This is a genomic window from Algoriella sp. (assembly GCF_036647415.1).
Lineage (GTDB): Bacteria > Bacteroidota > Bacteroidia > Flavobacteriales > Weeksellaceae > Empedobacter.
The window spans coordinates 1-26,219 of record NZ_JAVXKG010000031.1; the positions used below are offsets into that span (position 1 = coordinate 1).

At 30.4% G+C, this 26,219-nt stretch carries 26 protein-coding genes and 1 pseudogene; 10 read left to right on the top strand and 17 right to left on the bottom strand.

The window, feature by feature from the left end; translation table 11 throughout:
* A pseudogene (locus tag RSC72_RS12320) lies at positions 1–126 on the bottom strand (pyridoxal phosphate-dependent aminotransferase); the annotation flags it as partial.
* A gap of 100 nt (positions 127–226) precedes the next feature.
* Between RSC72_RS12320 and RSC72_RS12325 the strand changes: the two are divergent.
* The 3 genes from RSC72_RS12325 (at position 227) to RSC72_RS12335 (ending at position 1,318) form a co-directional block, all read left to right on the top strand.
* Positions 227–586 (top strand): YtxH domain-containing protein, encoded by a 360-nt coding sequence (locus RSC72_RS12325; protein WP_332546800.1) that lies wholly within the window; start codon positions 227–229, stop codon positions 584–586.
* 62 nt (positions 587–648) lie between these two features.
* Positions 649–1,002: a phage holin family protein gene (locus tag RSC72_RS12330; protein ID WP_332546802.1), complete on the top strand. Its 354-nt coding sequence runs from the start codon at positions 649–651 to the stop codon at positions 1,000–1,002.
* Positions 992–1,318, top strand: coding sequence for a hypothetical protein (locus RSC72_RS12335; RefSeq protein ID WP_332546804.1), 327 nt, complete (start codon positions 992–994; stop codon positions 1,316–1,318). The genes RSC72_RS12330 and RSC72_RS12335 overlap by 11 nt, the downstream gene beginning before the upstream one ends.
* A 184-nt stretch (positions 1,319–1,502) precedes the next feature.
* On the opposite strand, the gene RSC72_RS12340 is transcribed toward RSC72_RS12335, so the two are convergent.
* From RSC72_RS12340 to RSC72_RS12370, 7 genes are all read right to left on the bottom strand, one after another.
* Positions 1,503–3,200: an AMP-binding protein gene (locus tag RSC72_RS12340; protein WP_332546806.1), complete on the bottom strand. Its 1,698-nt coding sequence runs from the start codon at positions 3,198–3,200 to the stop codon at positions 1,503–1,505.
* Positions 3,201–3,316: 116 nt separating this feature from the next.
* A complete protein-coding gene (locus RSC72_RS12345) occupies positions 3,317–5,260 on the bottom strand; it encodes a DEAD/DEAH box helicase (RefSeq protein ID WP_442878321.1) in 1,944 nt (647 codons plus the stop codon).
* Between the two features lie 268 nt (positions 5,261–5,528).
* Positions 5,529–6,944, bottom strand: a complete 1,416-nt coding sequence (locus RSC72_RS12350; RefSeq protein ID WP_332566301.1) for an L-serine ammonia-lyase — start codon at positions 6,942–6,944, stop codon at positions 5,529–5,531.
* A gap of 216 nt (positions 6,945–7,160) precedes the next feature.
* Positions 7,161–7,646, bottom strand: a complete 486-nt coding sequence (locus tag RSC72_RS12355; protein WP_332546312.1) for a hypothetical protein — start codon at positions 7,644–7,646, stop codon at positions 7,161–7,163.
* Positions 7,647–7,658: 12 nt separating this feature from the next.
* Positions 7,659–8,360, bottom strand: coding sequence for an NUDIX hydrolase (locus tag RSC72_RS12360; protein WP_332546314.1), 702 nt, complete (start codon positions 8,358–8,360; stop codon positions 7,659–7,661).
* 31 nt (positions 8,361–8,391) lie between these two features.
* Positions 8,392–8,862 carry an Lrp/AsnC family transcriptional regulator gene (locus RSC72_RS12365; protein ID WP_019974505.1) on the bottom strand — a complete coding sequence of 157 codons (471 nt, stop codon included), beginning with the start codon at positions 8,860–8,862 and terminating at the stop codon, positions 8,392–8,394.
* A gap of 212 nt (positions 8,863–9,074) precedes the next feature.
* Positions 9,075–13,670, bottom strand: a complete 4,596-nt coding sequence (locus RSC72_RS12370) for a translocation/assembly module TamB domain-containing protein (protein WP_332578523.1) — start codon at positions 13,668–13,670, stop codon at positions 9,075–9,077.
* A 63-nt stretch (positions 13,671–13,733) separates the two neighbouring features.
* Here RSC72_RS12370 and tsaD point away from each other — a divergent pair, with 63 nt between their 5' ends.
* The gene (tsaD, locus tag RSC72_RS12375; protein WP_332578524.1) at positions 13,734–14,753 is read left to right on the top strand and encodes a tRNA (adenosine(37)-N6)-threonylcarbamoyltransferase complex transferase subunit TsaD; all 1,020 of its coding nucleotides are present in this window, start codon (positions 13,734–13,736) and stop codon (positions 14,751–14,753) included.
* The gene (locus RSC72_RS12380) at positions 14,753–15,460 is read left to right on the top strand and encodes an RsmE family RNA methyltransferase (protein WP_332546327.1); all 708 of its coding nucleotides are present in this window, start codon (positions 14,753–14,755) and stop codon (positions 15,458–15,460) included. Before tsaD ends, RSC72_RS12380 begins: the two co-directional genes overlap by 1 nt.
* Positions 15,461–15,596: 136 nt before the next feature.
* Here the strand turns inward: RSC72_RS12380 and RSC72_RS12385 are convergent, their stop codons facing one another.
* From RSC72_RS12385 to map, 5 genes are all read right to left on the bottom strand, one after another.
* Positions 15,597–16,115, bottom strand: coding sequence for a YceI family protein (locus tag RSC72_RS12385; protein WP_332546330.1), 519 nt, complete (start codon positions 16,113–16,115; stop codon positions 15,597–15,599).
* 31 nt (positions 16,116–16,146) lie between these two features.
* The gene (gene ygiD / locus RSC72_RS12390; RefSeq protein ID WP_332546328.1) at positions 16,147–16,911 is read right to left on the bottom strand and encodes a 4,5-DOPA dioxygenase extradiol; all 765 of its coding nucleotides are present in this window, start codon (positions 16,909–16,911) and stop codon (positions 16,147–16,149) included.
* An 82-nt stretch (positions 16,912–16,993) separates the two neighbouring features.
* Positions 16,994–17,566, bottom strand: a complete 573-nt coding sequence (locus tag RSC72_RS12395) for a YceI family protein (RefSeq protein ID WP_332546329.1) — start codon at positions 17,564–17,566, stop codon at positions 16,994–16,996.
* Between the two features lie 210 nt (positions 17,567–17,776).
* Positions 17,777–18,076: a hypothetical protein gene (locus tag RSC72_RS12400; RefSeq protein WP_332566332.1), complete on the bottom strand. Its 300-nt coding sequence runs from the start codon at positions 18,074–18,076 to the stop codon at positions 17,777–17,779.
* A gap of 8 nt (positions 18,077–18,084) precedes the next feature.
* Positions 18,085–18,846, bottom strand: a complete 762-nt coding sequence (gene map / locus RSC72_RS12405; RefSeq protein ID WP_332566333.1) for a type I methionyl aminopeptidase — start codon at positions 18,844–18,846, stop codon at positions 18,085–18,087.
* A gap of 129 nt (positions 18,847–18,975) precedes the next feature.
* On the opposite strand from map, the gene RSC72_RS12410 reads away from it, so the two are divergent.
* The gene (locus tag RSC72_RS12410; RefSeq protein ID WP_332566334.1) at positions 18,976–19,608 is read left to right on the top strand and encodes a hypothetical protein; all 633 of its coding nucleotides are present in this window, start codon (positions 18,976–18,978) and stop codon (positions 19,606–19,608) included.
* A gap of 31 nt (positions 19,609–19,639) precedes the next feature.
* Here RSC72_RS12410 and RSC72_RS12415 read toward each other — a convergent pair whose 3' ends face one another.
* Both RSC72_RS12415 and RSC72_RS12420 read right to left on the bottom strand, forming a co-directional pair.
* The gene (locus RSC72_RS12415; protein WP_332566335.1) at positions 19,640–19,936 is read right to left on the bottom strand and encodes a Dabb family protein; all 297 of its coding nucleotides are present in this window, start codon (positions 19,934–19,936) and stop codon (positions 19,640–19,642) included.
* 123 nt (positions 19,937–20,059) lie between these two features.
* Positions 20,060–20,863: a class I SAM-dependent methyltransferase gene (locus RSC72_RS12420; RefSeq protein WP_332566336.1), complete on the bottom strand. Its 804-nt coding sequence runs from the start codon at positions 20,861–20,863 to the stop codon at positions 20,060–20,062.
* A 197-nt stretch (positions 20,864–21,060) separates the two neighbouring features.
* Between RSC72_RS12420 and RSC72_RS12425 the strand changes: the two genes are divergently transcribed.
* Together RSC72_RS12425 and RSC72_RS12430 are read left to right on the top strand one after the other, a co-directional pair.
* Positions 21,061–22,107 (top strand): linear amide C-N hydrolase, encoded by a 1,047-nt coding sequence (locus RSC72_RS12425; RefSeq protein WP_332566337.1) that lies wholly within the window; start codon positions 21,061–21,063, stop codon positions 22,105–22,107.
* A gap of 294 nt (positions 22,108–22,401) precedes the next feature.
* Positions 22,402–23,157: an acyl-CoA desaturase gene (locus tag RSC72_RS12430; RefSeq protein ID WP_332546797.1), complete on the top strand. Its 756-nt coding sequence runs from the start codon at positions 22,402–22,404 to the stop codon at positions 23,155–23,157.
* Between the two features lie 34 nt (positions 23,158–23,191).
* Here the strand turns inward: RSC72_RS12430 and RSC72_RS12435 are convergent, their stop codons facing one another.
* Positions 23,192–23,803, bottom strand: a complete 612-nt coding sequence (locus RSC72_RS12435; RefSeq protein ID WP_332546796.1) for a class I SAM-dependent methyltransferase — start codon at positions 23,801–23,803, stop codon at positions 23,192–23,194.
* Positions 23,800–24,711: a hypothetical protein gene (locus tag RSC72_RS12440; protein WP_332546794.1), complete on the bottom strand. Its 912-nt coding sequence runs from the start codon at positions 24,709–24,711 to the stop codon at positions 23,800–23,802. The genes RSC72_RS12435 and RSC72_RS12440 overlap by 4 nt, the downstream gene beginning before the upstream one ends.
* 121 nt (positions 24,712–24,832) lie before the next feature.
* On the opposite strand from RSC72_RS12440, the gene RSC72_RS12445 reads away from it, so the two are divergent.
* Both RSC72_RS12445 and RSC72_RS12450 read left to right on the top strand, forming a co-directional pair.
* Entirely contained in the window at positions 24,833–25,546 is a 714-nt protein-coding gene (locus RSC72_RS12445) for a CoA transferase subunit A (RefSeq protein ID WP_332546792.1), read from the top strand.
* 6 nt (positions 25,547–25,552) lie between these two features.
* Positions 25,553–26,209, top strand: a complete 657-nt coding sequence (locus RSC72_RS12450) for a 3-oxoacid CoA-transferase subunit B (RefSeq protein WP_332566216.1) — start codon at positions 25,553–25,555, stop codon at positions 26,207–26,209.
* The last annotated feature ends 10 nt before the right edge of the window (positions 26,210–26,219 follow it).

A 26,219-nucleotide genomic window follows, 5' to 3' on the forward strand; every position in this document is an offset into this window, starting at 1 on the left:
ATCTGGTTGACCAATATTTAAGTGATAAACTTTAGTTCCTCTTTTTTTTGCTGCATCAGCGTATGGCACCAACTTTCTGATTGGAGAAGCTGGCATATTTTGAGATTTTTCTGATAATATTAACATTTATTCTGTTTTTTTAAATTAGAAATGTATTCTTTGGTATTGTTTTTGTAAATTTATTGATGTAAATATAAATACGTTTAATCTCAAAAAAAACTTTATTATGAGTAAATTAAATAATGCAACTAAATTATTAGCAGGTTTAGCAATCGGAACAGCAATCGGAGCAGTAGTAGGATTATTATATGCACCAGAATCTGGAGCTGATACAAGAAAAAAATTAAAAAAAGAAGCTGATAAATACAAGAAAGATTTAGATAAATATGCAAATGATTTTTCTGAAAAAGCAAAAAAATCTAAAAAAGAATTAGAAGCTAAATTAGAAGAAGTAAAAGCAAAATTAGCTGAACAAAAAGATGGATTTGTTGCAAAAGCAAAAGAAGCTGGTAAAGATTTAAAATCTAAAGCAAACCAAACAAAAGAAGATTTAAAAGACGAATTCCAAGAAAACGTAGGAGTTTAATTTTCTAAAATTATTAGTTAATAAATTATTATCCCTAAATTTGTTTTAAATAATTCTTTTTTATGTTTAATGAACTAAAAGTCTATATCAATAATAGAATAACGCTGGCAAAATATGACTTGGTAGATTCTTTGAGCAACATGCTTGCTGGTGGAATTTATATTTTAATAATTGCGGTTTTTGGTCTATTTCTATTATTATTAGGAAGTTTAGCTTTAGGATTTATATTAGGAAGTTATTTTGACAATACTGGCTTAGGATTTTTGATTGTAACTGGAATTTATTTTCTTGTAATGGTTTTTTGTCTATTGTTTAGAAAGAAACTTAAATTACTTTTAACTAATATTGCAATAGCAAACGCAATGGAAGCAATGTCTAACCAAGATGACGATGAAGACGACGAAGATGAAGAATAAACAAGAATTATCAGCAATAAAAAATTTAGACGATTTGCGAATTGCAAAGCGTAAACTAAAGTTACAAATGAAGGTTTCTGAAAGTAAACATGAAAATTCTTTTGTAAATAAAGCTGTAAGTATTGTGTCAAATTTGAAGTCTGATACAAATTTCACTTCATCTAAAGTGGAAAATGCATTGAATTGGGTTGGAGATAAAGCATCAGAAAAATATCCAATGAAAGGCGTAACAAAAATTGTTATTGCTGGATTGATTATGATTGCTGTTCCTATAATTACAAGTAAAATACAGGAATACATCGAAGAAAAATTATAAAATACATGAAAAACCACTTCATAAGAAGTGGTTTTTTTATATCCTAAAATATTTTTAATCAGAAAAATATCTTGTCACATTGAGCTTGTCGAAATGTAAACAATTCTTCTACATGCCATAATAAATATTTAAGGTTCGTTCTTAGTTTCAAACAACCTCTTTTTTATACGATCTATTTAACGGATTAATACTTCTCATGAAAATATTCGTTCATTATTTTTTCTTTATTTTTCTTATCTACAGCTTCTTGATTTCGCAATTCTACACGACGAATTTTTCCGGAAATTGTTTTTGGTAAAGTTTCTACAAACTGAATAATACGAGGAATTTTGTAACGTGCTAAATGATTTTCTGTAAAACGAAAAATTTCTAAAGCTAAGGTTTCTGAAGCCTCATGTCCAGGTGCTAAAATAACAAATGCTTTTACTGCATTACTTCTCAAATCATGCGGACTTGCAACAACTGCGGCTTCTATAATTGCATCATGTTCCAACAAAACACTTTCCACCTCAAAAGGTCCAACACGAAAATCTGACGCTTTTATTACATCATCATCTCGCCCAACAAACCACACATAACCTTCTTCATCTTTGTAGGCTTTATCACCCGTATAATACAATCCGTGTTTGAAAACCTTTGCCATTTTATCTTTCTGAATCAAATAAGTTTTAAAAATTCCATCGATCGTATTTTCATCATGCACAACACAAATATTACCTTCTTCACAATCAGGAACTATATTTCCATCATCATCGGCAATTACAATATTGTATAAGAACAATGGTTTTCCCATCGAACCATATTTCAATTTCTGATTAGGCAAATTCGCAATCATTGCAGTAGATTCTGACTGTCCATAACCATCTCTGATTAAAATTCTTGTACCTTCTTTCCAAACATCAATAATTTCTGGATTTAATGGTTCTCCAGCCGCAACACATTGGCGAAGTTTAAAATTATATTGTTTTAAATCTTCCAAAATCAATACACGCAAAGCTGTTGGTGGCGCGCAAAAAGTTGTTACACCCAAATCTTGAATCGTTTGTAACTGTTCTTTTGGATTAAATTTATCTGTATGATAACCCAAAATTGTCGCCCCCATATTCCAAGGAGCAAAAAAACTACTCCAAAAAAACTTTGCCCAACCTGGTTGTGAAATATTATAATGCAAATCCCCAGGTTTCATTCCAACCCAAGAAGAAGTCGTAAAACCACCTATAGGATAGGTATAATGGGTATGTACAACGATTTTCGGCATTCCTGTAGTTCCAGAAGTAAAGAAATAAAATAAGTCATCATCAGAATTTGTATCAGCCGCTTCAGCTTCTGTAGATTCTTTCCACAAATCATTAATATTTATCCAACCTTCCCGATTTCCTTCTGAAATAAGTTTTATTTTGATTTTTTGTTCAAATTTTGCTTCTGCTTCATCTATTTTAGCTGCATTTTCTGGATCTGCTAAAGCAATTTCTGGAAAAGTAGATTCAAAACGAAATGCTAAATCACGCGCATCTAAAGTTGTAGCCGCTGGTATTATAACTAAACCTCCTTTTATTGCAGCTAAATAGCCAATCCATGTAATTGGTAATAATGGAACTTGAGAAAACATTTTATCTCCAGTTTCGATTCCATTATTACGTAAATAATTGAGAAATTGATTGTATTTATTTGATAAATCATTAAAAGTGTACTCTTCTTTTTGTTGATTATATTTCCAAATTAATCCTTTTTGATGACCAAGTTTAACTACATTATGAGGTTCAAAAATATCTCTAACCCAATTAAATTTTTCAGGTTTAAAGATTTTAATCTCATTTAATTTTGTATAATCTTCAGATTCTATCGCAAATCGAATTGTATTAAATAATTCTTGTACACTCATTTATTTGTGGTTTTAAATAAATATAGAGAAATTATTCAAATAACTACATTTTTGAAAATAAAAAAAGGGCAATTTTAATAAAATTGCCCTTTTTAGTATTTATTATTGAAAGATTATTAATCTCTACCTCTTCTTGTATTTCCCGTTCTATTACGGTCTCCACCACGATTTTCACGATCTCCTCCGCGGTAACCACCACGATCTCCACCTCTACTATCACGGTCTCCACCACGATTGTCACGATCTCCACCACGGTAACCACCACGATCTCCTCCGCCTCTGTTATCACGGTCTCCACCGCGATTGTCACGATCTCCACCACGGTAACCTCCGCTTCTTTCACGATCTCCTTCACGACGGTTGTTGAAACCTCTTCCACCACGGTCTCCACCTCCACGGTTTCCACCACGGCTACCTCCGCGATCTCCACCACGTCCTGGCTCTGGTTTAGAAATTTGTACATCTAAATCAACACCATCACGTTGAGCGTCTTTGAAAGTTTCTAAAACTAACGATTCGAATTGTGTATCAACTTCGAAGAAAGAGAAATTACGTAAAATTTCAATTTTTCCGATTTCGATGTTACGATTACGAGTTTGTTCGTTAATTAAACCAATTAAGTTAGGTACACGTAAGTTATGTTTTTGACCAATATTGATAAAGAAACGAGAGAAATCACGACCACCACGACGGCTGTTACGCTCTCCTCTTTCACCTCTATCTCCACGATCACCTTCTGGTGTAATATCTTTTGTGTTTTTGTAATATTCTAAGAAAGAATTAAACTCAACAGTTAAGAAACGTTTTAATAATGCATCACGATCAATATCTGCTAATTTTTCGTTAACTGTAGCCATGTATGGCTCAATTAATTCTTCATCAACTTCGATATTTTCGATTTTTTCGATTAAAGAAATTAAACGTTTTTCGCAAATTTCTTCACCTGTTGGCACATTTCTAGGTTCGATTTTAGAAGCAATTAATTTTTCTAAATCTCTAACTTTACGTGCTTCACGTCCTCCTGAAATAATGATAGATATACCTTTGTTTCCTGCACGTCCTGTACGTCCTGAACGGTGTACATAAACTTCTGGATCATCTGGTAAATTATAATTAATAACGTGAGTTAATTCGTTAACATCAATTCCACGTGCAGCAACATCTGTTGCAACTAAGATTTGAATGTTTTGGTTACGGAATTTATCCATCACGTGATCACGTTGTGATTGTGATAAATCTCCATGTAATGCATCTGCATTATAACCATCTTGCATCAATTTATCTGCAACATCTTTCGCTTCGCGACGTGTTCTACAGAAAACGATACCATAAATATTTGGATAATAATCAGCTAAACGCTTTAAAGCTAAATAACGATCTGATGAACGCACTAAATAAACGTGATGTTCGATGTTTTTAGATGCAGTATTTACTTTACTTACAGCGATTTCTACTGGGTTGTGCATATATTCTGAAGCTATACGACGAACCTCAGAAGGCATTGTAGCTGAGAATAATAATGTTTGTTTTTCTTCTGGAGTAGTTTCTAAAATTGAATCGATTTCATCACGGAATCCCATGTTTAACATCTCATCAGCTTCATCTAAAACTGTCCACGTAATGTCATTAATTTTTAATGCTTTACGTTTAATTAAGTCCATTGTACGACCTGGTGTTCCTACAACGATTTGTGGATTATCTTTTAATCCTCTAATTTGTTTTACGATGTCAGCACCACCGTAAACTGCTTGTACGCGCACTCCACGCTTATCTACTGAAAAAGCTTCTAATTCTTTTGCAATTTGTAAACACAACTCACGAGTTGGACATAAAATAATTGCTTGTACAGATTGAGAATCTGTTGATAAATTGTTTATGATTGGAAGCCCAAATGCAGCTGTTTTTCCTGTTCCTGTTTGCGCCAATGCAATAACATCTTGATCAGATGAAAGGATTTGAGGAATAGCTTTTTCTTGGATTGGAGATGGGGTAACGAATCCCATTTTCTCAATTGCAGTTAGGATTTCTTCTTGAAGTCCTAATTCTTTGAATGTAATCATGTTAGATAACGATACCGAGATAATGAAATTCATTTAATGTTTCATACCACGGTTTTATTTTTAAATTATTATAACCAACAGATATGAAAGAATAAAATTAAATGGCTGAGCAGCCTAAAAAATCCCTAAATGAATATTCTTTAACATCCGTACCTTAATTCTAAAAGGCTGTGCAAATGTAAGGATTATTTTTGAAATACACAACACATTCTCATAATCCTTACAAAACACATATTAATTATTTATTATATTGAATATAAATACTTTACTAACAGTCTGCAATATTAACTGCAACTGCCAGACCTCCTTCCGAAGTTTCTTTGTATTTATTATTCATATCTTTTGCAGTTTCCCACATCGTATTTACAACTTTATCTAAAGGTACTTTTACAGTTAATGGATCTGTATCTAATGCCAATTCTGCTGCATTTATAGCTTTTATTGCGCCCATTGCATTACGCTCTATACAAGGAATTTGTACCAAACCACCAATTGGATCGCATGTTAAACCTAAATGATGTTCCATTGCTATTTCCGCTGCTATTGTAACTTGAGCAGGTGAACCACCCATCAACTCACACAAAGCTGCTGCTGCCATTGCAGATGAAACGCCAATTTCTGCTTGACAACCTCCCATTGCTGCTGAAATTGTTGCTCCTTTTTTAAATATAGAACCAATTACGCCAGCAGTTGTTAAAAATTGTTCGATTTCTTTTTGACCTCCTTTGTGATTTTCTATGACAAGATAATACATCAAAACTGCAGGTATTACACCAGCACTCCCATTTGTAGGAGCTGTTACAACTCTACCTAAAGAAGCGTTAACTTCATTTACAGCAAGAGCGAAGCAACTTACCCATTTTAGAATTTGTCGAAAGTATACTTTTGTTTTACGAATTGTAGTAATCCATTCTTGTGGTGTTGTATAAGGAGTAGAACCTATTAAGTTATTATGCATTTCAAATGCACGTCGTTTAACATTCAATCCTCCTGGTAATGTACCTTCTGTATGACAACCAATGTACATACATTCTAGCATTGTATCCCAAATACGTTTTAATTCATGGCTAATTTCTTGTTCTGTTCGTATTGTTTTCTCATTTTCGAACATGATTTCAGAAATAGACTTATTCTCTTTGTCGCAGAATGCTAATAATTCTGTTGATGTATTAAACAAAAACGGAAAAGTACAGCTAACATCTGATGAACAAGATTGATCATCTTCTTTTGTAAAGAAACCTCCTCCTATCGAATAGAAAGTTGAAGAAAATTCTTCTGACTCAAAATAAGCTGTAAAAGTTAGACCATTTGCATGAAATGGTAGAAATTCACGATTAAAAACAATGTCACTTTTTGGAGAAAAATTTACTAAAAATTTATTCCCAAAATTTAATTGATTTGTTTCACTAATTGTATTGATAATTGATGAAATATCATCAATTGGAACATATTCTGGATCTGCTCCACTCAATCCCAACATCACCGCATAGTCTGTTGCATGTCCTTTACCTGTCAAAGATAAAGAGCCATATAAATCTACACGTATACGCGAGATTTTATCAAAAATAGAAGCTGTTTCTAATTCTTTTAGAAAAGCTTCTGCAGCGCGCCAAGGTCCCAAAGTATGCGAACTTGAAGGTCCTACGCCGATTTTTAGCATATCAAATACCGAAATACAATCCATCTTGTACTTTATTTACATTTTTTCCACACCTTACAAATATAACCGTTAAATTCTCATATTCGCTTTGTTTAGTGACTATTTTTGTTAATTTGAGAATTTTTTACTCTTAAAATATTCAAGTTGAATAGGTTTGACGTGTAATCTTTTTCAAATTGTGAATAAAAAAAATGGTTTCGAATATCGAAACCATTTTTGTATTTAAATAAATAATTATAATTACTTGAATTTATACCAATATGGATAAATAATTGCTAAACCATAACCGATAAACACAAACAATGCAAACATTGTAAAAAGTGTTCCATCTGCCATAAATTCTGGTTGCATTGCTGCAGAAATAAACAATGTTGACACAACTAAATAAACGCCTGCTTTTTTGTATGCATTTACCATAAAAATACCAATTAATGCTAGTAATCCAAATACAATTGTTGCTATTGGATACCATTTTGGCATTGCTGGAGCGTCATCATTCATTATTTGTCGAAACAAATAATCGTTGGTAACAAATAATTCGTAACCTCTGTAAAGAATACTCAAAATCAAAAAGATCATTATAAAAATCATTGATTTGAACAAGAATGATTTATTGTTTCCGTGATGTTTTATTTTTTCAGATTTCGTGTTATCTGACATTAAAACGTCTGAATCAAAAATATCTTCTCTTTCTTTATCGCTTTTTGTATTGATTTGATCTGTCATAACTTCTTTCTTTTAGAAAAGGAAATCGTATCCTTTTAAGCTTAATTTTTCGTATTTTTCTTCATCAAAACGGTATAGTTTTGAGACTTTACGATGTTGCTTTGGATCTGTTGTATTTCCTGTTTCGATAATTAAATTAGAGTTAAAAATTTTCTTTCTAAAATTTCGTTTATCCAATTCTCTATTCAATGCTTTTTCGTATAAACTTTGCAATTGAGCAATTGTAAATTCGTCTCCTAATAAATTAAATCCAACTGGGCGACGTTTTACACGACGCTTTACGCGTTCTTTTGCGTATTGAACAATTTCATTATGATCAAAAGCTAAATCTGGTACTCTATCGTAAGCATACCATTCGCCTCCTTGCGACTTTACTTTTTCTTGTATTTGTGGCGTTAATTTTACCAAGGCATAATACGCAACATTAACAACACGCCCTAAAGGGTTTCTAAAAACTTTTGTAAAAGCTTTTAATTGTTCTATATATGTTTGATGTTCATCGTAAGCAATTTTTTCGATTAACAATTCGTGAATTGCTTGATCGTTACTTACGGTTGGCGCAATATATTTACCAGGTAAGACTAATGCTCCTTTAAAAGGATCGTTTAATTTTTTATAAACCAGTATTTTCAGATCCTCTCCATCAAACCCGAAAAGCACGAGACTTGAACACAGAGCGACCTGAAAATATTTTGCTTTTTCTTCGTCTGTCATTTTGTGGAATGATTAAATTCGTAATTTAAGTTCAGTGAAAGATTGAATGCATCAATCTGTTTTTATCATTAAATGATTCTTCTAACGAAATCATAGATTCTGTTCTTAAAACGTCATCAATTTGGTCGATTTTATAGATTACTTCTTTTGCATCAGAAGTATCTCTTGCACGAATTTTACAGAAGATGTTATATTTCCCCGAAACCACGTGTACAACTGTTACATTTGGTATTTTGTACAATTCGTCGATAACTTTTTGAGTTTTATTTGTCTTCGTTAACAATAATCCTACATAAGCAACAAACTGATACCCCATTTTATCGTAATCTGTGATCAGTGTTGTTCCTTTGATGATTCCCGCCTCCTCTAATTTCTTGACACGTACATGAATTGTTCCTGCAGAAACATTCATTTTTTTTGCTATTTCTGTAAATGGCATTCTTGTATTGTCAATCAAATACATCAAAATTTTCTTATCAACATCATCAATTATGTAATTCATTTTCTTAGTTTTTGACTATTATTATTATTTTAATAAAAAATCTAATTAATTTTTAGCAAAAATATAAATAATACAAACAAACATCAAAATATTTTTTAATGATTTATTTAATATTTTACTTTTGTTGTAATAATAGTTCAAAAAAGAAAGAACTAATCACTTTTGTTTGTTTGCGCGAGTTTATTGTCTAACCACAATAAACTCTTTTTTATTTATCTGATTCTCACCAATCCTCTACGGTCTTTTTTTGGCTTTGCAACGTCTGTTTTTTGATAAGAAACCTTTGTAGAATCTTTCAAATTTTGTCGAATAGAATCTATACGTCTTTCTTCTACTTTTGGTAATTTATATGTAGGAATAGAATCTGATGAGATTTGTTTTATTTCTGATATTTTATTTTTTGATTTATTTTGGCGTTCTTCTAATCCTAAAAATCCTCTGAATGTATCAAAGTTCTTATTGTACATAATTCCAACACCAAAGCTTTGATTCAAATTATTATTCATTCCTTGAAGTAAGCCAAATGTTGTTGGTTTCGTAAAAGCTTTTAATAATAGCGATCCGTTATTTACTCTTGACACATCATAGGTTACATCAAAATTCCCATCAAACGATTCTTGTACATTTCTATTATTTGTAACGGCAATTCCGTACGAACCTTTTACACTTAAACGATTATTGATTTGATAAGTAACAGATGTTCTAATTTTATCGTTTGTAAGTGATTGTTCGCTACCACCAACATATTCCATTTGTATGTCGACATCGCTTGCAATTGAAGATAACATGCCTGCAATTGTAGAAAGACCGATATCTGCTGCTGTACTGGTTACACCTGATTGTACGGCAGAGGCATCTCCAAATTTACCTGTTAAGAGAATGTAACTAAATTGCAACATTTGTTCTTCGGTGTTTGCACGAAATTTGGATTGCAATTGCGAATTTATATCCGAGCCTGCATTTGGTATAGATAAACCAAAGTCTATAATTGGTTTTTTTAGTGTTTCGGAAATATTAATTGACAAAATTGCATCATAAATTTGTGAGAAACCAATTCCTAAATAATCGCCGACATTGGATACAGAACGTTGATATTCTGCTGCAATATTGATTGTTGCATCTAATGGATTACCTGCAAATTGTACAGATGATCCTTTTTTGATTTTAAAATCTTTTGGTAAAACTGGTATTTGCCTAAACTCGTATGTTCCGCTTTCTATATTATATACACCTGTTAAACTTAATCCTGTATTGTTTAAGAAAAAACGAAGATTTTCGGCTGTTCCTCTAGCTGATGCTTTATCATTAGTAGCAGCATCAAAAATTAGGTTAACCATAGCATTTGGATAAGCATTTATGTTAACATCAACCGTCATTCCTTTTGGAGCACGCACATTGTCTTTTCCATTTCCTCCTTTCTTTTTAAGATCAGGAACAAAACGAACCAAATTATTTTCGGCTTCAATAGTTGTACTTCCTGTATTAATTGTTAATTCAGAATTTCCTACAACTGTTGCATCTCCAGAAATATCTAATTCTTCTACTGGTCCAAACATAGATACATCACCTTTTGCAAATATTTTTCCATAAAATAATTCATTATCGCGAATACTTGTATTCATAACCAATAAATTATCTGTATCAAATTGTAAGTTGAGTCCCCATTTGCTTAAATTTCTGAAAAGTATTGCGCCATCTACTTTTCCTTTTGTATTATGAGCTGTATCCTTAAAACTAATATCATTTAACATAATAACTCCTTGCCCGCTACCTTTTTTGGTTACAAACAAATCATTTTCACCTTCAAATAAATAATCTGTTCCAAGAAAATTCACCTTCAATCCGAGATCTTTTGCAACCAATGTTCCGTTAAGATTTGGTAAATCTACTGGTCCATCGATGTGAACATCTCCAGATAAAGTTCCACGCATATTAGAAAAAACTGTTTTCAAGAAACCTTCTAAAAAGTCGATATGAAAATCATCTAAGTTTGCATCAACATTCAACTCTGGCCCTGTTGGTTTATTTTCTATATTTCCGTATGCAACAAGCGATTGTATCTGTTCTTTTTGTAAACTTGCATCGAAATTAAATTTCTTATCAGCAACATTATAACCTCCGTTTAAGGTTAAATTACCAAGTTGAAAATCATTTAATCCTAAGCTATCAATTTTAGCTTCTAACGTTGGTTCTAATTTTTCTTTTGTACGAACAATATTTACTTTTCCGTTTGCAACACCTACAAGTTTCAGATTATTTAACACCGTTTTTGGAATTATTTTTTCTAAATGAAGATCGTTAAAATCTGCATTAAAATTATAATCTTCCTTGTCTTTATATAAACCACTAATTTTAAGAAACTGTTCTTCAGATTCTAATGAAAAATCTTCTACCTGTAATGTATTATTGATACGATTAAAAATCATTCGATTAGAATTCGCATCATTCAAATGATTAATTGTCCATTTTGTTGAATCAATTTTGATTGTAGATGGTGAAAATCCAAAAATTAAATCATTATTATTTTGAACCGTATGAAACAGATTTAGATTAAATAATACTGGATTTTTCTTCCCTATATTAAAATCTGTTGCAACAATTAATGTATCATTTTTCGGTATTGAATTGATGTTTAGAGCATTTAAAGTAACTCCACTTACTTTTAAGCTATCTATTTTTGCATTAAGCGTTGGCACTTCTGCAATTGTGTTTAGATTAACTTTTGATTGAAATAACTGTATACCAGCATATTTTATTCCTGGCGTATCTAAATTTGCTTCTAATTGATTTTTATTTCCATCTATAAATCCTTTGATCCTTGTCTCTGGCTCTATTTGAATAGACGAATCTATGTATTTTAATAAATTTTGTTGCACATAAACCTCAAACGCAAAAGACTGATTTGGTGAAACTTTTTTATGACGGAAAGATGGCACTAAATTAACCAACGAATTGTTAACAACATTTGCTATCTCGGTTACATTAAAACGGCCATCTAAAGTCGCTCGCATATAATCTGGCACATCTACAGTTATTATTTTATTCGTTCCATTTATCTGAGAATTTAAATTAAAATGACTTAATTCTAATGTATCTTTTTTAGATCTGAAATAAAGATTTTTCACATCTATATTTCCATTAAAATCGTTAATATTAGTCAGTCTAAAATCACCTACAACATCACCACGAACTACTGCTCCTAAATTCTTTGTTAAACCAAGAAAATCTAGATTTATATTTCTGATATTTGATGTGAAATCAAAATCATAAGGCTTTCCACTAAAATTAATTTTACCTTTCAAACTTGCATTCAAATTTGGATCTTTGATATCAAATAAACCGTTGAACTGAGAGTTTTTAACCAAACCATCTACTGTTATATTTTGATAACGTTTCCCCATCAAATCCATATAACGCAAAGTTCCATCTACATCTAAATTAATTGCTTTCAGATCAGTTCCTTTTCCATCAAAGCGTAATTTACCACTTACAAAACCTAAATCTTTAACTTGTGTAATTTGTCTTAAATTAAGATTTTTCGCATCTAAAGTTCCTTTGTAAATCATCGATTTTGGCGTTTTATAATTGCGTAATTGTGCTCTTATATCCGCATCGCCCAAAGCTGTTACCGCATAACCGTTAATATTAATATCAGTTGGGTTTAGTAAAACATCTCCACGATAATTCATATTTCCGAAACGAGATAACATGGCTGGAATTCTTTTTGAAACAAAAGTTGGTAAAAGATTCGTTACTTTTTGATAAGATGTATTGATTTTTGCATTTTTAGTAGAAAATCGCAGCTTAGATCCATTCATCATATCTTGTAATTGCAAACGTGATGCACCAACATAATTATCTTTACCTTTTAATTCAAAATCAGTAAAAGTCAAATTATTTAGTGTTCCTTTCGCCTTTCCATAAACGTCTACTGAAGAATTTTTATCAAATAAAGGTGTAAAATATCTAATTTCTTTAAAATTAATAGTTGAGCCACGATCAAAGAAAACATCCCAATTTACCTTATTATTAAAATCGGACATGTCTGCTGGTTGATTGTAACTTAGTAAAAGATTACCATTAAGTACAGACGTATTTGTTCTAAGATTTAAATTTCCTACTCTTATTTCTTTTTTTGAATAATGTACATCTCCAGTAAAATTCTGAACGGTATATGTTTCTTTATTTCGTTCGGCTACAAAACAAAAATTTTCTAATTTTCCTGTAATATCAGAATCAACTAATCTAAATTTACTTACGCCAATATTTACTTGTTTTGCATCTAACCAAACATTTCCTGAATTTTGATTAACAATAGAAACTTTACCATCTTCTATCAAAAAATCACCATCAAGTTTAAATATTTTTTTAGGATCTTTTGGTTTATCAGAACTAAAACCATTTACAAATTTCACAAAATTACTTACCGAATCATTTTTATACGTAATCACACGAATTTCGGGTTGTACTAATTTTACTTCACTCAAATCAATGTGATCTTTTTTTATTCCCGGCAGTAAAGTCCATACATTAATAGTCGTTTGCAGGTCTTTAGCTTTTAAGAAATCATAATTATGATCATCTTTTATCGTTACGCCATACAAATGTATACGCCCAAAAAAATCAATATCAACAGATTTGACATTCATTTTTGTGTTCAACGATTTATTTAATTTCTCTAAGGCGAAATGAGCTATTTTGGTCTGAATAGCAGGTATTTGAATTGCAATTGCTAATGTTAAAACAAGCGTTAAAACAAGTATTAACAAAGGCAATATAACTCTTCCTATTCGTCTGACTATTTTCAATGATATAAATTTACGATATTTGCAGTGTAAAAATAAGTTATAAATTTTATTCTACAAGGAATTATGAGCGTTAAAAACTACATTTTAGCCATAGAGTCTTCTTGTGATGATACAGGCGCTGCGATCATTTGCGAAAATGCAATCATTTCTAATGTTGTAGCAAGCCAAAAAATTCACGAGTTATATGGTGGCGTAGTCCCAGAATTAGCATCGAGAGCACATCAACAAAATATTGTTCCCGTAGTAGATCAAGCCCTAAAACAGGCAAATATTACCAAAGAAAATCTAAAAGCAATTGCGTATACACGTGGTCCAGGATTGATGGGATCTCTTTTGGTTGGCGGAAGTTTTGCAAAATCTTTCAGCCAATCTTTGAATATTCCTTTGATTGAGGTAAATCACATGCAAGCACATATCTTGGCAAATTTTATAGAAGACGCCAACGATGAAAAACCAACTTTTCCTTTTTTATGTCTAACCGTTAGTGGAGGACATACACAAATTGTTAAAATAAACGATTATTTTGACATGGAAATTTTAGGAGAAACAATAGATGATGCCGCTGGTGAAGCCTTTGACAAAGCTGGTAAAATTCTAAATTTACCTTATCCTGCTGGACCAATAATTGATCAAAAATCGAAAATAGGAGATCCTAAAAAATTTAAATTTGCGAAGCCTAAAGTTGATGGTTTAAATTTTAGTTTTAGTGGATTCAAAACATCAGTTTTATATTTCATTCAAAAAGAAGTTAAAGTTAATCCAAATTTTATCGAAGAAAACATAGATGATTTGTGTGCTTCAATTCAACATACTATTGTTAATATTTTGATGGAAAAAGTAAAAAAAGCAACTGAAGAAACAGGAATTAATCAAATTGCAATTGCAGGTGGAGTTTCGGCAAATTCGGAAATTCGTCAACGATTAAAAGATGGTGAAACGACATTTGGTTGGAAAACTTTTATTCCTAAATTTGCTTACACAACAGATAATGCTGCTATGATAGCAATGGTAGGATCATTAAAATACGACCGAGAAATATTTACTGAAAACACAGCAAAATCTGTTGCCAAATACCATATCTAATGAAATTATTTTTTGGAGAAATACACGATAATACAGCAATTTTAAGCGAAGAAGAAAGTCATCATTTTTCAAAAGTTTTACGCGGTAATGAAGGCGATAAAATTCATGTAACAGATGGAAAAGGAAATTTAGCAGAAATTGAAATTACTTCAATTTCAAAAAAAGCTGTTGAAGGGAATATTCTTAATTTGAAAACTGATTTCGAAAAGAAAAATTATTATTTACACGTTGCAATTGCTCCAACAAAAACAATGGAACGTTTAGAATTTTTCTTAGAAAAAGCAACTGAAATTGGAATTGATGAAATTACTTTTTTACAAACTTTTCATTCAGAAAGAAAAAACATAAAACTTGAGCGTATTGAGAAAATTGTTCAAGCTGCAACAAAACAATCGCTAAAAGCTTATTTACCAAAAGTGAACGATTTGACGAAGTTTAATGATTTTATTAAAACTAATTTTAACGATTTCACAAAATGCATCGCACATTGCGAAGATGATATAGAAAAAACTCCTTTAAGAATTGTTCTTTCTGAGAATCCTCAAAAAATATTAATTTTAATTGGTCCTGAAGGCGATTTTTCTCGAGATGAAATTTTAACTGCCGAAGAAAATAATTTTACAGGAATTAGTTTAGGACAACAACGTTTTCGTACTGAAACTGCCGCATTACAAGCAGTTTTCGCGACTGACTGGGAATTGAAATAACACAACAAGCATTCTAATTTGGGTACATTATTATAAAAATTTCGTCTTAAAAACTTGATATAAATAATTACTAAACAAAAAAAAAGGTAACTCAAAAATTGAGTTACCTTTTTGTATTATTATAATTTACAGTTAATTATTGAGCTTGAGTAAACTCTAAATTAATCAATAATTTTACTTTATCAGAAACAACTAATCCTCCAGCTTCTGTAACTTGGCTCCATCCCAATCCAAAATCTTTACGATTAATGTCTCCAGAAAATTCAAAACCTGCACGTGTAAGTCCCCATGGATCAGTAATTACTCCTCCAAAATCTGCATTTAAAGTAATCGGTTTTTTCTCTCCACGAATTTCTAAAGTTCCTTCTACTTTTCCATTTTGAATACCTGAAGTACTTTCAAATTTCATTTCTGGAAATTTTTCTGCTGCAAAAAAATCATCAGATTTTAAGTGATTATCACGATCTGTATTTTTTGTATTTATTGTATTTACATGTGCAGCAAATTCGAATTTCGCGTCAGAAAAATTATTATCATTAGATTCTACAGACGCCTCAAAATTATCAAAATTTCCTGTTACTGTAGAAATTACCATGTGTTTTACTTTAAATTGAACCTCTGAATGAGAAGGATCTAAATTCCACTTTGCCATAATGTTTGTTTTTAATTGTTATTTAAATTGATTTTTATTCTATTTTGAATGATAACATTCCTAATGATCCATAAATTAATTGATCGTTAAACAATGTTACATCTTCTTCTTTTCCTTGTAAAGCCAACGCATAAATTGATGGTAAATAATGCTCCATCGACGGAACTGCAAGATTGTAAGCACTTCCTTTTTGTACAAAATCAAATAATTCGTCATGATTACCTGATTTGACAATATTTTTGAATGTATCATTTACTTCGTAAGCCCAATCAAATCCTTTATTTGGTTCTTTCCAATCTAAAGTACGAAGATTGTGCACTACGTTTCCACTACCAACAATCAAAATTCCTTTTGTGCGCAAAGCATTCAACTCTTTTGCTAATTCGTAATGCTCTTTTGGTGTTTTATTAACGTCCAAACTAAGCTCAATCATCGGAATATCCGCATCTGGATATAAAAATTTAATTATACTCCAAGAGCCGTGATCAAATCCCCATTCGTTATCTAAATCGACATGTGTCGTTTTAATCAAATTTTTAACCTCAGTTGCTAATTCTGGACTTCCTGGCGCTTGATACTGAACATCGAATAAAGCTTGAGGAAAACCATAAAAATCATGAATTGTCTTAGGTTTTTGTAAAGCCGTTACTTTGGTTCCTTTGGTTTCCCAATGTGCCGAAATACAAATAATTGCATTTGGTTTTGGAATTGTTTTTCCAATATTTCTCCAACCTTCAACAAAAATATTTTCTTCGATAGCATTCATCGGAGATCCGTGTCCTAAAAATAAAACAGGCATTTTTTCTGTTGTAGAAAAACTTGAAGTTATTGACTTTAAACTATTGAAATTCAAGATTTTTATGATTTATATTTTAATCTAATTATTTCGCTTTTGGTGTAGCAAATTCTAAGTTAGAAACTAATGTAACTACATCACCTACAACTGCTTCTGGGAAATTACCTCCGATATTAAAATCACTTCTTTTTACATCACCTTTTACAGTAAATCCGTAAGTTTTAACTCCTCTATTATCGATACTTCCGTTGTAAATTAATTTTAATGTAACAGGTTTTGTAATTCCATTCAATGTTAAATCTCCAACCATTTTGAATTGATTTCCTTTAACACGTGTAATTCCTTTAGAAGAAAATTCTAATTTTGAATTTTTTGCTGCATTAAAAAAATCTGCTGACTTTAAGTGATTATCACGAGCTTCAACTCCTGTATTGATTGAATTAACATCTGCTGTTACATGAAATTTCGCATCGCTTAAATCTTCTTTTGTAAAGTTTAAATGAACATCAAAATTTTGAAATTGTCCTTCTACATCAGAAATTGTCATGTGAGAAACAGAAAATCCTAATTTTGAATGTCCTTTGTCATTTGTATAATTTTGAGCGAATGCAGACATAGAAGCTGCTGATAACATTAAAGTAAATAGTAATTTTTTCATAATGATTTATTATTTGTTTGTTTTAATTATTTATTTTGATAAGGCAAATTTAGTTCAACTGTCATCTATCTAACATTGATATAAGATAAGAAATGAAATATTTTTTGTTACAATTAAAAATGATTTAAAATCTATCAATTAATATTCCAAAAAAGATTAATAAACAATTATTTAACAACAAAAAAGCACTTCTATAGAAGTGCTTTTATATTATTTGATTGGACTAAAATACCAATACGTTGATGTTTTCTTGTTCTCTAATTCCAAATACTCTGGCGTAGCCTGTGGTAGTAAATGTAATTCTTCAGACTTTTTAAGATCTGTTAATATTTGACGCAAAGGATAACCTTTTTTGCGATCGTGTGGAAAATATCCTTTTTCAATAAGAAAAGGCATCATGTCTTTTGTTTTTACACGCACAAGGTTATTTTCTACTAAATAAGCCTGAATATCTTCGCTCATTTTTTTGACCACTTCGCGATCAACTTGTATATAATCGTTTTTCTTCATATATTATTTTACCAATTTCCATTCATTAAAGTCAAAATCATAGGACCTTCCGAAGTCACCAAAACAGTGTGTTCGTGTTGTGCAAAAACGCCTGGCTCATTCCCTATCATCGTCCAACCATCGGCTTGTTCTATTGCTTCGTACGAATTTTCTGAAATAAATGTTTCTAAAGCGATAACCGAATTTTTACGAAAACGACGTTTATCATCAGGATCGCGAAAATTCATCAAATCTAACGGTTCTTCGTGCAAAGAACGACCAACTCCATGACCTGTCAAATTTTCTATAACACTAAAATGATGTTTTTTTGCTTCTTTTTCTATAATTCCACCAATATCAGCAATTTTAACGCCAGATTTTACAGCAGCAATTGCTTTTTGAAGTGCAGAAATCGACGCATCAACAATTTTTTGATACCCATTAACATCTTCTCCAACAACAATAGAACCACCATTATCTGCCCAAAAACCGCCTAATTCTCCCGAAACATCAATATTGATTACATCTCCATTTTTCAGGATTCTATCTGCTCTTGGAATTCCGTGACAAATTTCTTCATTAACGCTCAAACACGTGTATCCTGGGAATTTATATGTTTCAAAAGGTGCAGATTTACAACCAAATTTTGCCATAATTTTCGCTCCGAATTGATCTAATTCTAACGTTGACATTCCTGGTTTTACAAAATCTTTCATTTCTTTAAGAGTTACGGCTACAGCTTCGCTGACATTTTTCATTCCGATTAACTCCTCTTCTGTCTCTATAATCATTGTTTCATCTTTTCGATTTCGTTTTCAGAAATCTTGTGCAAAATTACGCGTATTTTTAGCGATAATTTGAATATTTTGATAGAAATTCGTGATTATTCTATTCAAAATTATATTATTCAACTATTATTAATGGAATTAAGACTTTTTCAACCAAAATATACTTTCACAAGAACACGAAAAATAAATTATACTTGTTTATTATTAATCATCATCATATGTATAGATGTTTATTTATTAGATAATAAAAATTCTTTTATATCATATTTATCTATAATTATCTGTTTAGGTCTAAGTTTAGTTGGATCGTTTTATAGAATAAATAATCTTAAAAAAATTAAAGCTTATCAAGGAAAATTTATTGGTCAAATTTATCTTAATAATGAATCAATTACTATTAAAACATCTACAACAGAATCTTTCAAGATTATAGAGATTGAGAAAATTTCTTTTAAAATCATCTCTATTAAAGGTATGGACGATGGACGAACTACTTCAAAATTTTATTATGAAAATGGTTTATATAATGGTACTGAGAATAGCTTAACTATTACTTTAAAAAATGAAATCATTAAGAAATATAATTTTGAATACACGAGTGAAAATTCATTTAAGAATCAAAAAGATTTAATCGAGCATTATTATCAAATTGGATTGATTGAATATTTAGAAGGTGTAGATCTTTTGGATTTAGAGACAAAAGAAGAATGGAAAAATTTCAAGAAATTGAGAAATGATTATAACAAAAAAATCCGTCAAAATTGACGGATTTTATATTTATAGATTCTCTATTTAATTAGTCAGCATCATAGATTAATACTCGCTTTGCTAATTTATTTGGACCATTCAGAAACGCAATATGCTGTGGATGTTTTTGATAAGTTTCAAAACTTTCCATTGTATCAAAAGCAACAAATAATGAAAACGAATAAGTTGCATCTATAACATCTCTTTCTATATTAGCAGGAGTTCCTACATGAAAAAAAGGTACAGAAGTCATTTGTTTTAAATCTTCTAAGGCTGTTTTAAATTCATTATATTCAGTTTCAGAAATATCATCTTTCAACCAAAATAACACGTGATGTGCAATCATTTATATATATATTTCAAGTTATTGATTTAATATGATTTATTTTATACCCGTTGTGTATTTTGAATTAAATAAATACAAAACGTTCAGAAAACATCTCCAAACGCTTAACAAATATACAAGAATTTAGTTTTTCTTTTCTGCAACAATAGAATAGATTATTGGAATTTTATCTCCAATATGTTTTATTCTAAACTTTTTTGGTTCAAATTCTTCCATATTACTGAAAACATTATAAGGTGAATGATTATATTCTTGGAATTGTTTAAGTTCTAAAGAATTACTCAACAAACTACTAATTACTTCACTCATACTATGATTCCAAGTCACATACGATTGTGAAACATTGGCTTCTTTATCTGCATAAGTTCCATTTTCTGTTTCAATAATAGGTTCGACATTAAAATAATTATAATTTATTTTTTCGAAATTTTCATCAAACATCCAAACTACAGGATGAAATTCTACGAAAATAAATTTTCCTTTAGGTTTTAAAAATTTAGAAATCAATTTTCCCCATTTATCTAAATCTGGTAACCAAGTAATCGTCCCATAACTTGTAAAAACAATATCGAATTGTTTATCTAAATGATTTTCTAAATCATATAAATCGCAACAAATAAATTGAGCATCAGAATTGGTTTCTTTTGCAATTTCTTGAGCATTCATAATAGCTTTATCAGATAAATCGACACCAATAACTTCTGCACCAAGTCTGTTAAGAGAAATAGTGTCTTGCCCGAAGTGACATTGTAAATGCAAAATAGATTTTCCTTTTACATCTCCCAATAACTCCAATTCAAAAGGATTAAGGGAAGTTTCTCCTTTCATAAAATCTTTGAGATTATAAAAATCTGATTTTAAATGCGTGTCAGTTCTATTGTTCCAAGAATGTTTATTGATTTCTAAATAATTGATTTCTGATGTCATATTAATTAATAGACTATGTTTTATAAAATTACAACTAAGGTCTCACAACTTTTCGTCCTGTAACAATTTAGCTATGAATTGTATATATAAGTAAACTACCTAATAAGCCTAAAATATTCTGATTCTTAAATTTCATGAATAATTAACACCTAATACATTCATAATGATTAACTTTATTTAAATTAAAATAATGTATTATGAAATTTAAAATTACTCTTACATTATTCTCTACCGCCCTACTTTTATTCTCTACAAAACTTGACGCTTGTACAAGAGTCGTTTACAAAGGTCCTGATAACACAATTATTACAGCACGATCTATGGATTGGAAAGATGAAATAGATGCTAATATTTGGATATTTCCTAGAGGTTTAGAACGATTTGGAAATGTTGGTAATAATTCTGTTAAATGGACTTCTAAATACGGAAGTGTAATTACAAGTGCATGGGATATTGCTACTACAGATGGTATTAACGAAAAAGGACTTGTAGCAAATGTACTTTGGTTAGTAGAAAGTCAATATTCTAAATTTGATCCTAAAGGAAGCAAACCTGGTATTACAATTGCAGCGTGGGCTCAGTATGTACTAGACAATTATGCAACTGTAAAAGAAGCGGTAGAAGACTTAAAAAAAGAAAAATTTGTAATCGTTTCAGATTATATTCCAGGAACTAAAAAATTTACAACTTTACATCTTTCTATTTCAGATGCAAGTGGCGACAATGCTATTTTTGAATATGTAAATGGTCAATTAAAAATTCATCACGATCCATCTTATACTGTAATGACTAACTCACCGATATTTGAACAACAATTGTCTATTAATGAATATTGGAAAGGTATTCCAGGTACAATTATGTTACCTGGAACCAATAGAGCTGCGGACAGATTTGTAAGAGCTTCTTATTATATTAATGCAATTCCACAGACAAATGACACCCATTTATCAATAGCAAGTGTATTTAGTGTAATTCGTAATGCATCAGTTCCTTTGGGTATTTCTTCTGAGTCGGAGCCTAATATTTCATCTACAAGATGGCGATCTGTATCAGATCATAAAAATCTAGTTTATTATTTCGAAACAACAAAAACTCCAAATACATTTTGGGTTGATCTAAAAAAAATAGATTTTAGTAATAAAGCAAATACAAAAAAATTAAGTGTAAGTAAAAATGAAACTTATTCAGGTGAAACATCATTCCTGTTTTCTACAACTAAACCATTCACTTTTGTTGGTATATAAATAAAATCTTAGATAAAAACTCGCTTAATAAAGCGAGTTTTTTATTTATCATATCATCTTAATTTTATTCAAATAAAGAATATGTTAAACTAAATCCTATTTTATACTATCATTTTTAATTGTTTTATCGAAAGAAGTTGATTCTTAACTTATATTTAAAATAATATTTCTTAAAAAAGTATTTAATATTTCTTATTCATTATAAATAAATATTAAAATTAACATTTCTATGATTTTGATTAGTCAAAATACCAATCCTAAAGATTATATTTGTAAAAATATTTAAAAATCATAATGACAGCAGTTATCATTATCTTCATCATCCATTGGTATGGATCACTATTTTTTCAGACATTTTTTCACCATCGATATGCTTCACATGCGATGTTTACAATGTCTAGAACATGGGAAAAAATATTTCATGTTTTATCATGGATATTTCAAGGGTCGTCATATTTAAGTCCATACACTTACGGTGTTATGCACAGACATCATCATGCGTATGCAGATACAGAAAATGATCCACACTCTCCACAGTTTGACAGTAATTTCTTCTCAATGATGTTGAGAACACGTAATGTTTATAACGATATAGATCACGATAAAGTAGATGTTTTATCAAAATTTAAAAAAGGTGTTCCATCTTGGCGTTCTTGGGATAATTTTGCTGGTAACAATGCAATTCGTTTAGCATGGGTTTTATTTTATATTTTTCTTTACTGGTTAGTTGACGCACCACTTTGGACATATTTTGTATTAATTCCTTTACAAGCTATGATGAGTCCACTACATGGTGTAATCATCAATTGGTTTTCGCACAAATTAGGTTACCGTAATTATGATGTTGGCGATACGTCGACAAACTTAATGCCGATAGACTGGTTAATGTGGGGAGAATGTTTGCATAATAATCACCATAAATTTGGTGGTCGCCCGAATTTCGCAGTAAAAAAATGGGAATTTGATCCAATGTATCCATGTATTTGGGTAATGAATAAATTGAATATTATTCAGTTCAAAAAAGGAAAATTAGATACCGATTATATGTAAAATGAAAGCGATTCAGAATTCTGAATCGCTTTTTTTATTTCTTCTTATAAATAGAACTTTCTATATATTTTCTGAAAAATTGTTGTTGATTTATTACATCATAATCTTTCTCAAAAAGCTGATTCATTTTCGGTAATCGAGAAATATCTAAACCAATAATAATTCTAAAAAATTGCAACATCAACTTTGTTAAGGTTTTTTGCCAAGCTTTCTGATTTTGAGTAAAATCTACATAAAACCAAATTCCATCAGTATTCATAAAATTATTTAGTTTCATAAATAATTCTTCTGCTTTTGATTGATGAAAATGATCAAACAAAAAAGTCGTCATTATCACATCATATTTTTCTGAAGTTTCAAAATCAAAAATATCAGAAATAATAAAATTAATTTTAATGTTTTTGGTTGATTGTTTTCTTGCTAAATCAATCATTTTAGATGAAAAATCGATATAAGTAATTTCAAGATTAAAATTCAATTTTTCTAATTCTAAAATAAATTTGCCCGCTCCTCCTCCAACCCAAAGAATTTTATCTCCAGCTTTCAAAAAATTTAAAATCGGAAAATGCGCACGATGTTGTTGATTCAAAAAAATCAATTGACTAAGTGAGTGATAATATGGCGCAATAAAATTATAATTCATCATTCAAATAAAATTACACTTAAAATACCACAAATTGCTTTCAGAAAAATCATTCCATCAATTGCAATTAAATAATATAAAATTGATTTTGGACGATTAAGTTTGAATGCAAAAATCGCTAAACAAATAATTGGAATTAGCATAAAAAGTGTCCTATGAAGAGGTAATCCGTACCAAATTCCAAATATTAAAAAACTCAAAAATCCAAGAAAAATAAGTGGTAAAATAATTCGGTTCAATGTAAAATGATAACCATATTTTACAACAAATGTTTTCAAATTTCGGTTACTATCATCTTCATAATCTTTCAAATCAAACAAAATCGCATTCACAACGCAATACATAAATGTCTGTGAAAATAGAAAATAAAATTTTGCATCGATGATATAATGCGTTTCATTCTTTAGCATCAAAAATAAAACAGGTAAAAAAACGGTTGCAATTGCCCATGTCCAACCAATAAGAAATGGTTTTAACAACATAGTCTTACGCAAAGAAATTCCGAATTTGAAATCATAATAACCGAAAGATAGTAACGCAGTAAAAAATAAAACTATCAACCATTTCCAAGTAAGAATCTCATAATTTGGTAAACAATTTATTGCTAAAATAATACCCGAAAATAAAGCAATTACAGCTAAAAGGATGGTGAAAATTCGAACAGATTTACGATGAGTTATATAAAACTGAGTTCTCGTATTATTAGATGATTTTAATATTTTTGAAATTCTGTACGCATACAAATAAAATAAAACTGTAATAGCACTTATAAAAGCATAATAGGCAAGTGAATTAAAAGGTAAACCAAGTTTGATATTTGTCTCAATATTAAGTGTAAAAGAAAGTACGATTAAAAAAAAATTGGAGAAAAAAATGCTTTCAATCCATCGATTTTTCACTTTTTTATCCATCTCAAATAATTACAATATCGTTCTATGTTTATAAAAGTAACAATTTTTATAAAAACAGACATATAAATAGTTATTTTTTTATCTTTAACATTAATATAGAATACGCAAAAACACAACAAAAATGATAAACAAAAAAGTAAACAGTATAGAAGAAGCTCTACAAGGTGTGGAGAGCGGAATGACGCTTGCTGTTGGTGGATTTGGACTTTCTGGTATTCCCGAAAATCTAATTCAAGGATTGGTTGATAAAAAAATTAATAATCTTACTTGCATCAGTAACAATGCTGGTGTAGATGATTTTGGTTTAGGATTGTTGTTACAAGGACGACAAATCAAAAAAATGATTTCCTCTTATGTTGGCGAAAATGCAGAATTCGAGCGCCAAATGCTTTCAGGAGAATTAGAAGTAGAATTAATTCCACAAGGAACTTTAGCGACAAGGTTGATGGCTGCTGGATATGGTATGCCTGCAATTTTTACACCTGCTGGAGTTGGAACTGAAGTTGCTGAAGGAAAAGAAATCAGAAAATTTACTTTTCACGGAGTAGAAAAAGAATATTTGTTAGAATATGCTTTTGAACCAGATTTTGCAATTGTAAAAGCTTGGAAAGGTGATACAGCAGGTAATTTAGTTTTTCGTGGAGCAACTGCAAATTTTAATCATTCTGCTGCAATGTGCGGAAAAATTACAATTGCTGAAGTGGAAGAATTATTAGAAATTGGAGAATTAGATCCAAATCAAATTCATACGCCAGGCGTTTTTGTAAATCGTATTATTCAAGGTGATAAATATGAAAAACGTATCGAAAACAGAACTGTTCAACCAAAATCTTAAAAAACAATGTTAGATAAAAATGGTATTGCAAAACGAATTGCAAAAGAAGTACAAGACGGGTTTTATGTAAATTTAGGAATTGGGATTCCTACCCTTGTTGCTAATTATATTCCAGAAAATATAAATGTTGTTCTTCAATCAGAAAACGGTTTGTTGGGAATGGGACCATTTCCTGTTGATGGCGAAGAAGATCCAGATTATATAAATGCGGGTAAACAAACCATCACAACTTTACCTGGTTCTGCTTTTTTTGACTCAGCAATGAGTTTTGGAATGATTAGAGCTCGAAAAATTAATTTGACAATTTTAGGAGCAATGGAAGTTTCTGAAAATGGAGATATTGCAAACTGGAAAATTCCTGGTAAAATGGTAAAAGGAATGGGTGGTGCAATGGATTTGGTTGCTTCGGCTGATAATATTATTGTAGCTATGCAACATGTAAATAAAGCTGGAGAATCTAAATTATTGAAAGAATGTTCGCTTCCACTTACTGGAATAAAATGTGTCAAAAAAATTGTAACAGAACTGGCTGTTTTAGAAGTTTTACCCGAAGGTGGTTTCAAATTATTAGAACGTGCTCCAGGTATTTCTGTTGAAGATATTAAGAATGCAACCGAAGGAAAATTAATTATAGAAGGAGAAGTTCCGGAAATGATTTTATAATATTTTAAAG

What these genes read in the sequence shown, in the direction of transcription:
- map (WP_332566333.1), bottom strand. Translation starts at nt 18,846, where the DNA reads ATGATTATAGAGACAGAAGAGGAGTTAATCGGAATGAAAAATGTCAGC.
- RSC72_RS12360 (WP_332546314.1), bottom strand. Translation starts at nt 8,360, where the DNA reads ATGACAGACGAAGAAAAAGCAAAATATTTTCAGGTCGCTCTGTGTTCA.
- RSC72_RS12335 (WP_332546804.1), top strand. Translation starts at nt 992, where the DNA reads ATGAAGAATAAACAAGAATTATCAGCAATAAAAAATTTAGACGATTTG.
- RSC72_RS12345 (WP_442878321.1), bottom strand. Translation starts at nt 5,260, where the DNA reads ATGATTACATTCAAAGAATTAGGACTTCAAGAAGAAATCCTAACTGCA.
- RSC72_RS12395 (WP_332546329.1), bottom strand. Translation starts at nt 17,566, where the DNA reads ATGAAAAAATTACTATTTACTTTAATGTTATCAGCAGCTTCTATGTCT.
- RSC72_RS12400 (WP_332566332.1), bottom strand. Translation starts at nt 18,076, where the DNA reads ATGAAGAAAAACGATTATATACAAGTTGATCGCGAAGTGGTCAAAAAA.
- RSC72_RS12365 (WP_019974505.1), bottom strand. Translation starts at nt 8,862, where the DNA reads ATGAATTACATAATTGATGATGTTGATAAGAAAATTTTGATGTATTTG.
- RSC72_RS12450 (WP_332566216.1), top strand. Translation starts at nt 25,553, where the DNA reads ATGTTAGATAAAAATGGTATTGCAAAACGAATTGCAAAAGAAGTACAA.
- RSC72_RS12325 (WP_332546800.1), top strand. Translation starts at nt 227, where the DNA reads ATGAGTAAATTAAATAATGCAACTAAATTATTAGCAGGTTTAGCAATC.
- tsaD (WP_332578524.1), top strand. Translation starts at nt 13,734, where the DNA reads ATGAGCGTTAAAAACTACATTTTAGCCATAGAGTCTTCTTGTGATGAT.
- RSC72_RS12340 (WP_332546806.1), bottom strand. Translation starts at nt 3,200, where the DNA reads ATGAGTGTACAAGAATTATTTAATACAATTCGATTTGCGATAGAATCT.
- RSC72_RS12430 (WP_332546797.1), top strand. Translation starts at nt 22,402, where the DNA reads ATGACAGCAGTTATCATTATCTTCATCATCCATTGGTATGGATCACTA.
- RSC72_RS12425 (WP_332566337.1), top strand. Translation starts at nt 21,061, where the DNA reads ATGAAATTTAAAATTACTCTTACATTATTCTCTACCGCCCTACTTTTA.
- RSC72_RS12355 (WP_332546312.1), bottom strand. Translation starts at nt 7,646, where the DNA reads ATGACAGATCAAATCAATACAAAAAGCGATAAAGAAAGAGAAGATATT.
- RSC72_RS12420 (WP_332566336.1), bottom strand. Translation starts at nt 20,863, where the DNA reads ATGACATCAGAAATCAATTATTTAGAAATCAATAAACATTCTTGGAAC.
- RSC72_RS12435 (WP_332546796.1), bottom strand. Translation starts at nt 23,803, where the DNA reads ATGATGAATTATAATTTTATTGCGCCATATTATCACTCACTTAGTCAA.
- RSC72_RS12410 (WP_332566334.1), top strand. Translation starts at nt 18,976, where the DNA reads ATGGAATTAAGACTTTTTCAACCAAAATATACTTTCACAAGAACACGA.
- RSC72_RS12445 (WP_332546792.1), top strand. Translation starts at nt 24,833, where the DNA reads ATGATAAACAAAAAAGTAAACAGTATAGAAGAAGCTCTACAAGGTGTG.
- ygiD (WP_332546328.1), bottom strand. Translation starts at nt 16,911, where the DNA reads ATGCCTGTTTTATTTTTAGGACACGGATCTCCGATGAATGCTATCGAA.
- RSC72_RS12350 (WP_332566301.1), bottom strand. Translation starts at nt 6,944, where the DNA reads ATGGATTGTATTTCGGTATTTGATATGCTAAAAATCGGCGTAGGACCT.
- RSC72_RS12330 (WP_332546802.1), top strand. Translation starts at nt 649, where the DNA reads ATGTTTAATGAACTAAAAGTCTATATCAATAATAGAATAACGCTGGCA.
- RSC72_RS12415 (WP_332566335.1), bottom strand. Translation starts at nt 19,936, where the DNA reads ATGATTGCACATCACGTGTTATTTTGGTTGAAAGATGATATTTCTGAA.
- RSC72_RS12380 (WP_332546327.1), top strand. Translation starts at nt 14,753, where the DNA reads ATGAAATTATTTTTTGGAGAAATACACGATAATACAGCAATTTTAAGC.
- RSC72_RS12440 (WP_332546794.1), bottom strand. Translation starts at nt 24,711, where the DNA reads ATGGATAAAAAAGTGAAAAATCGATGGATTGAAAGCATTTTTTTCTCC.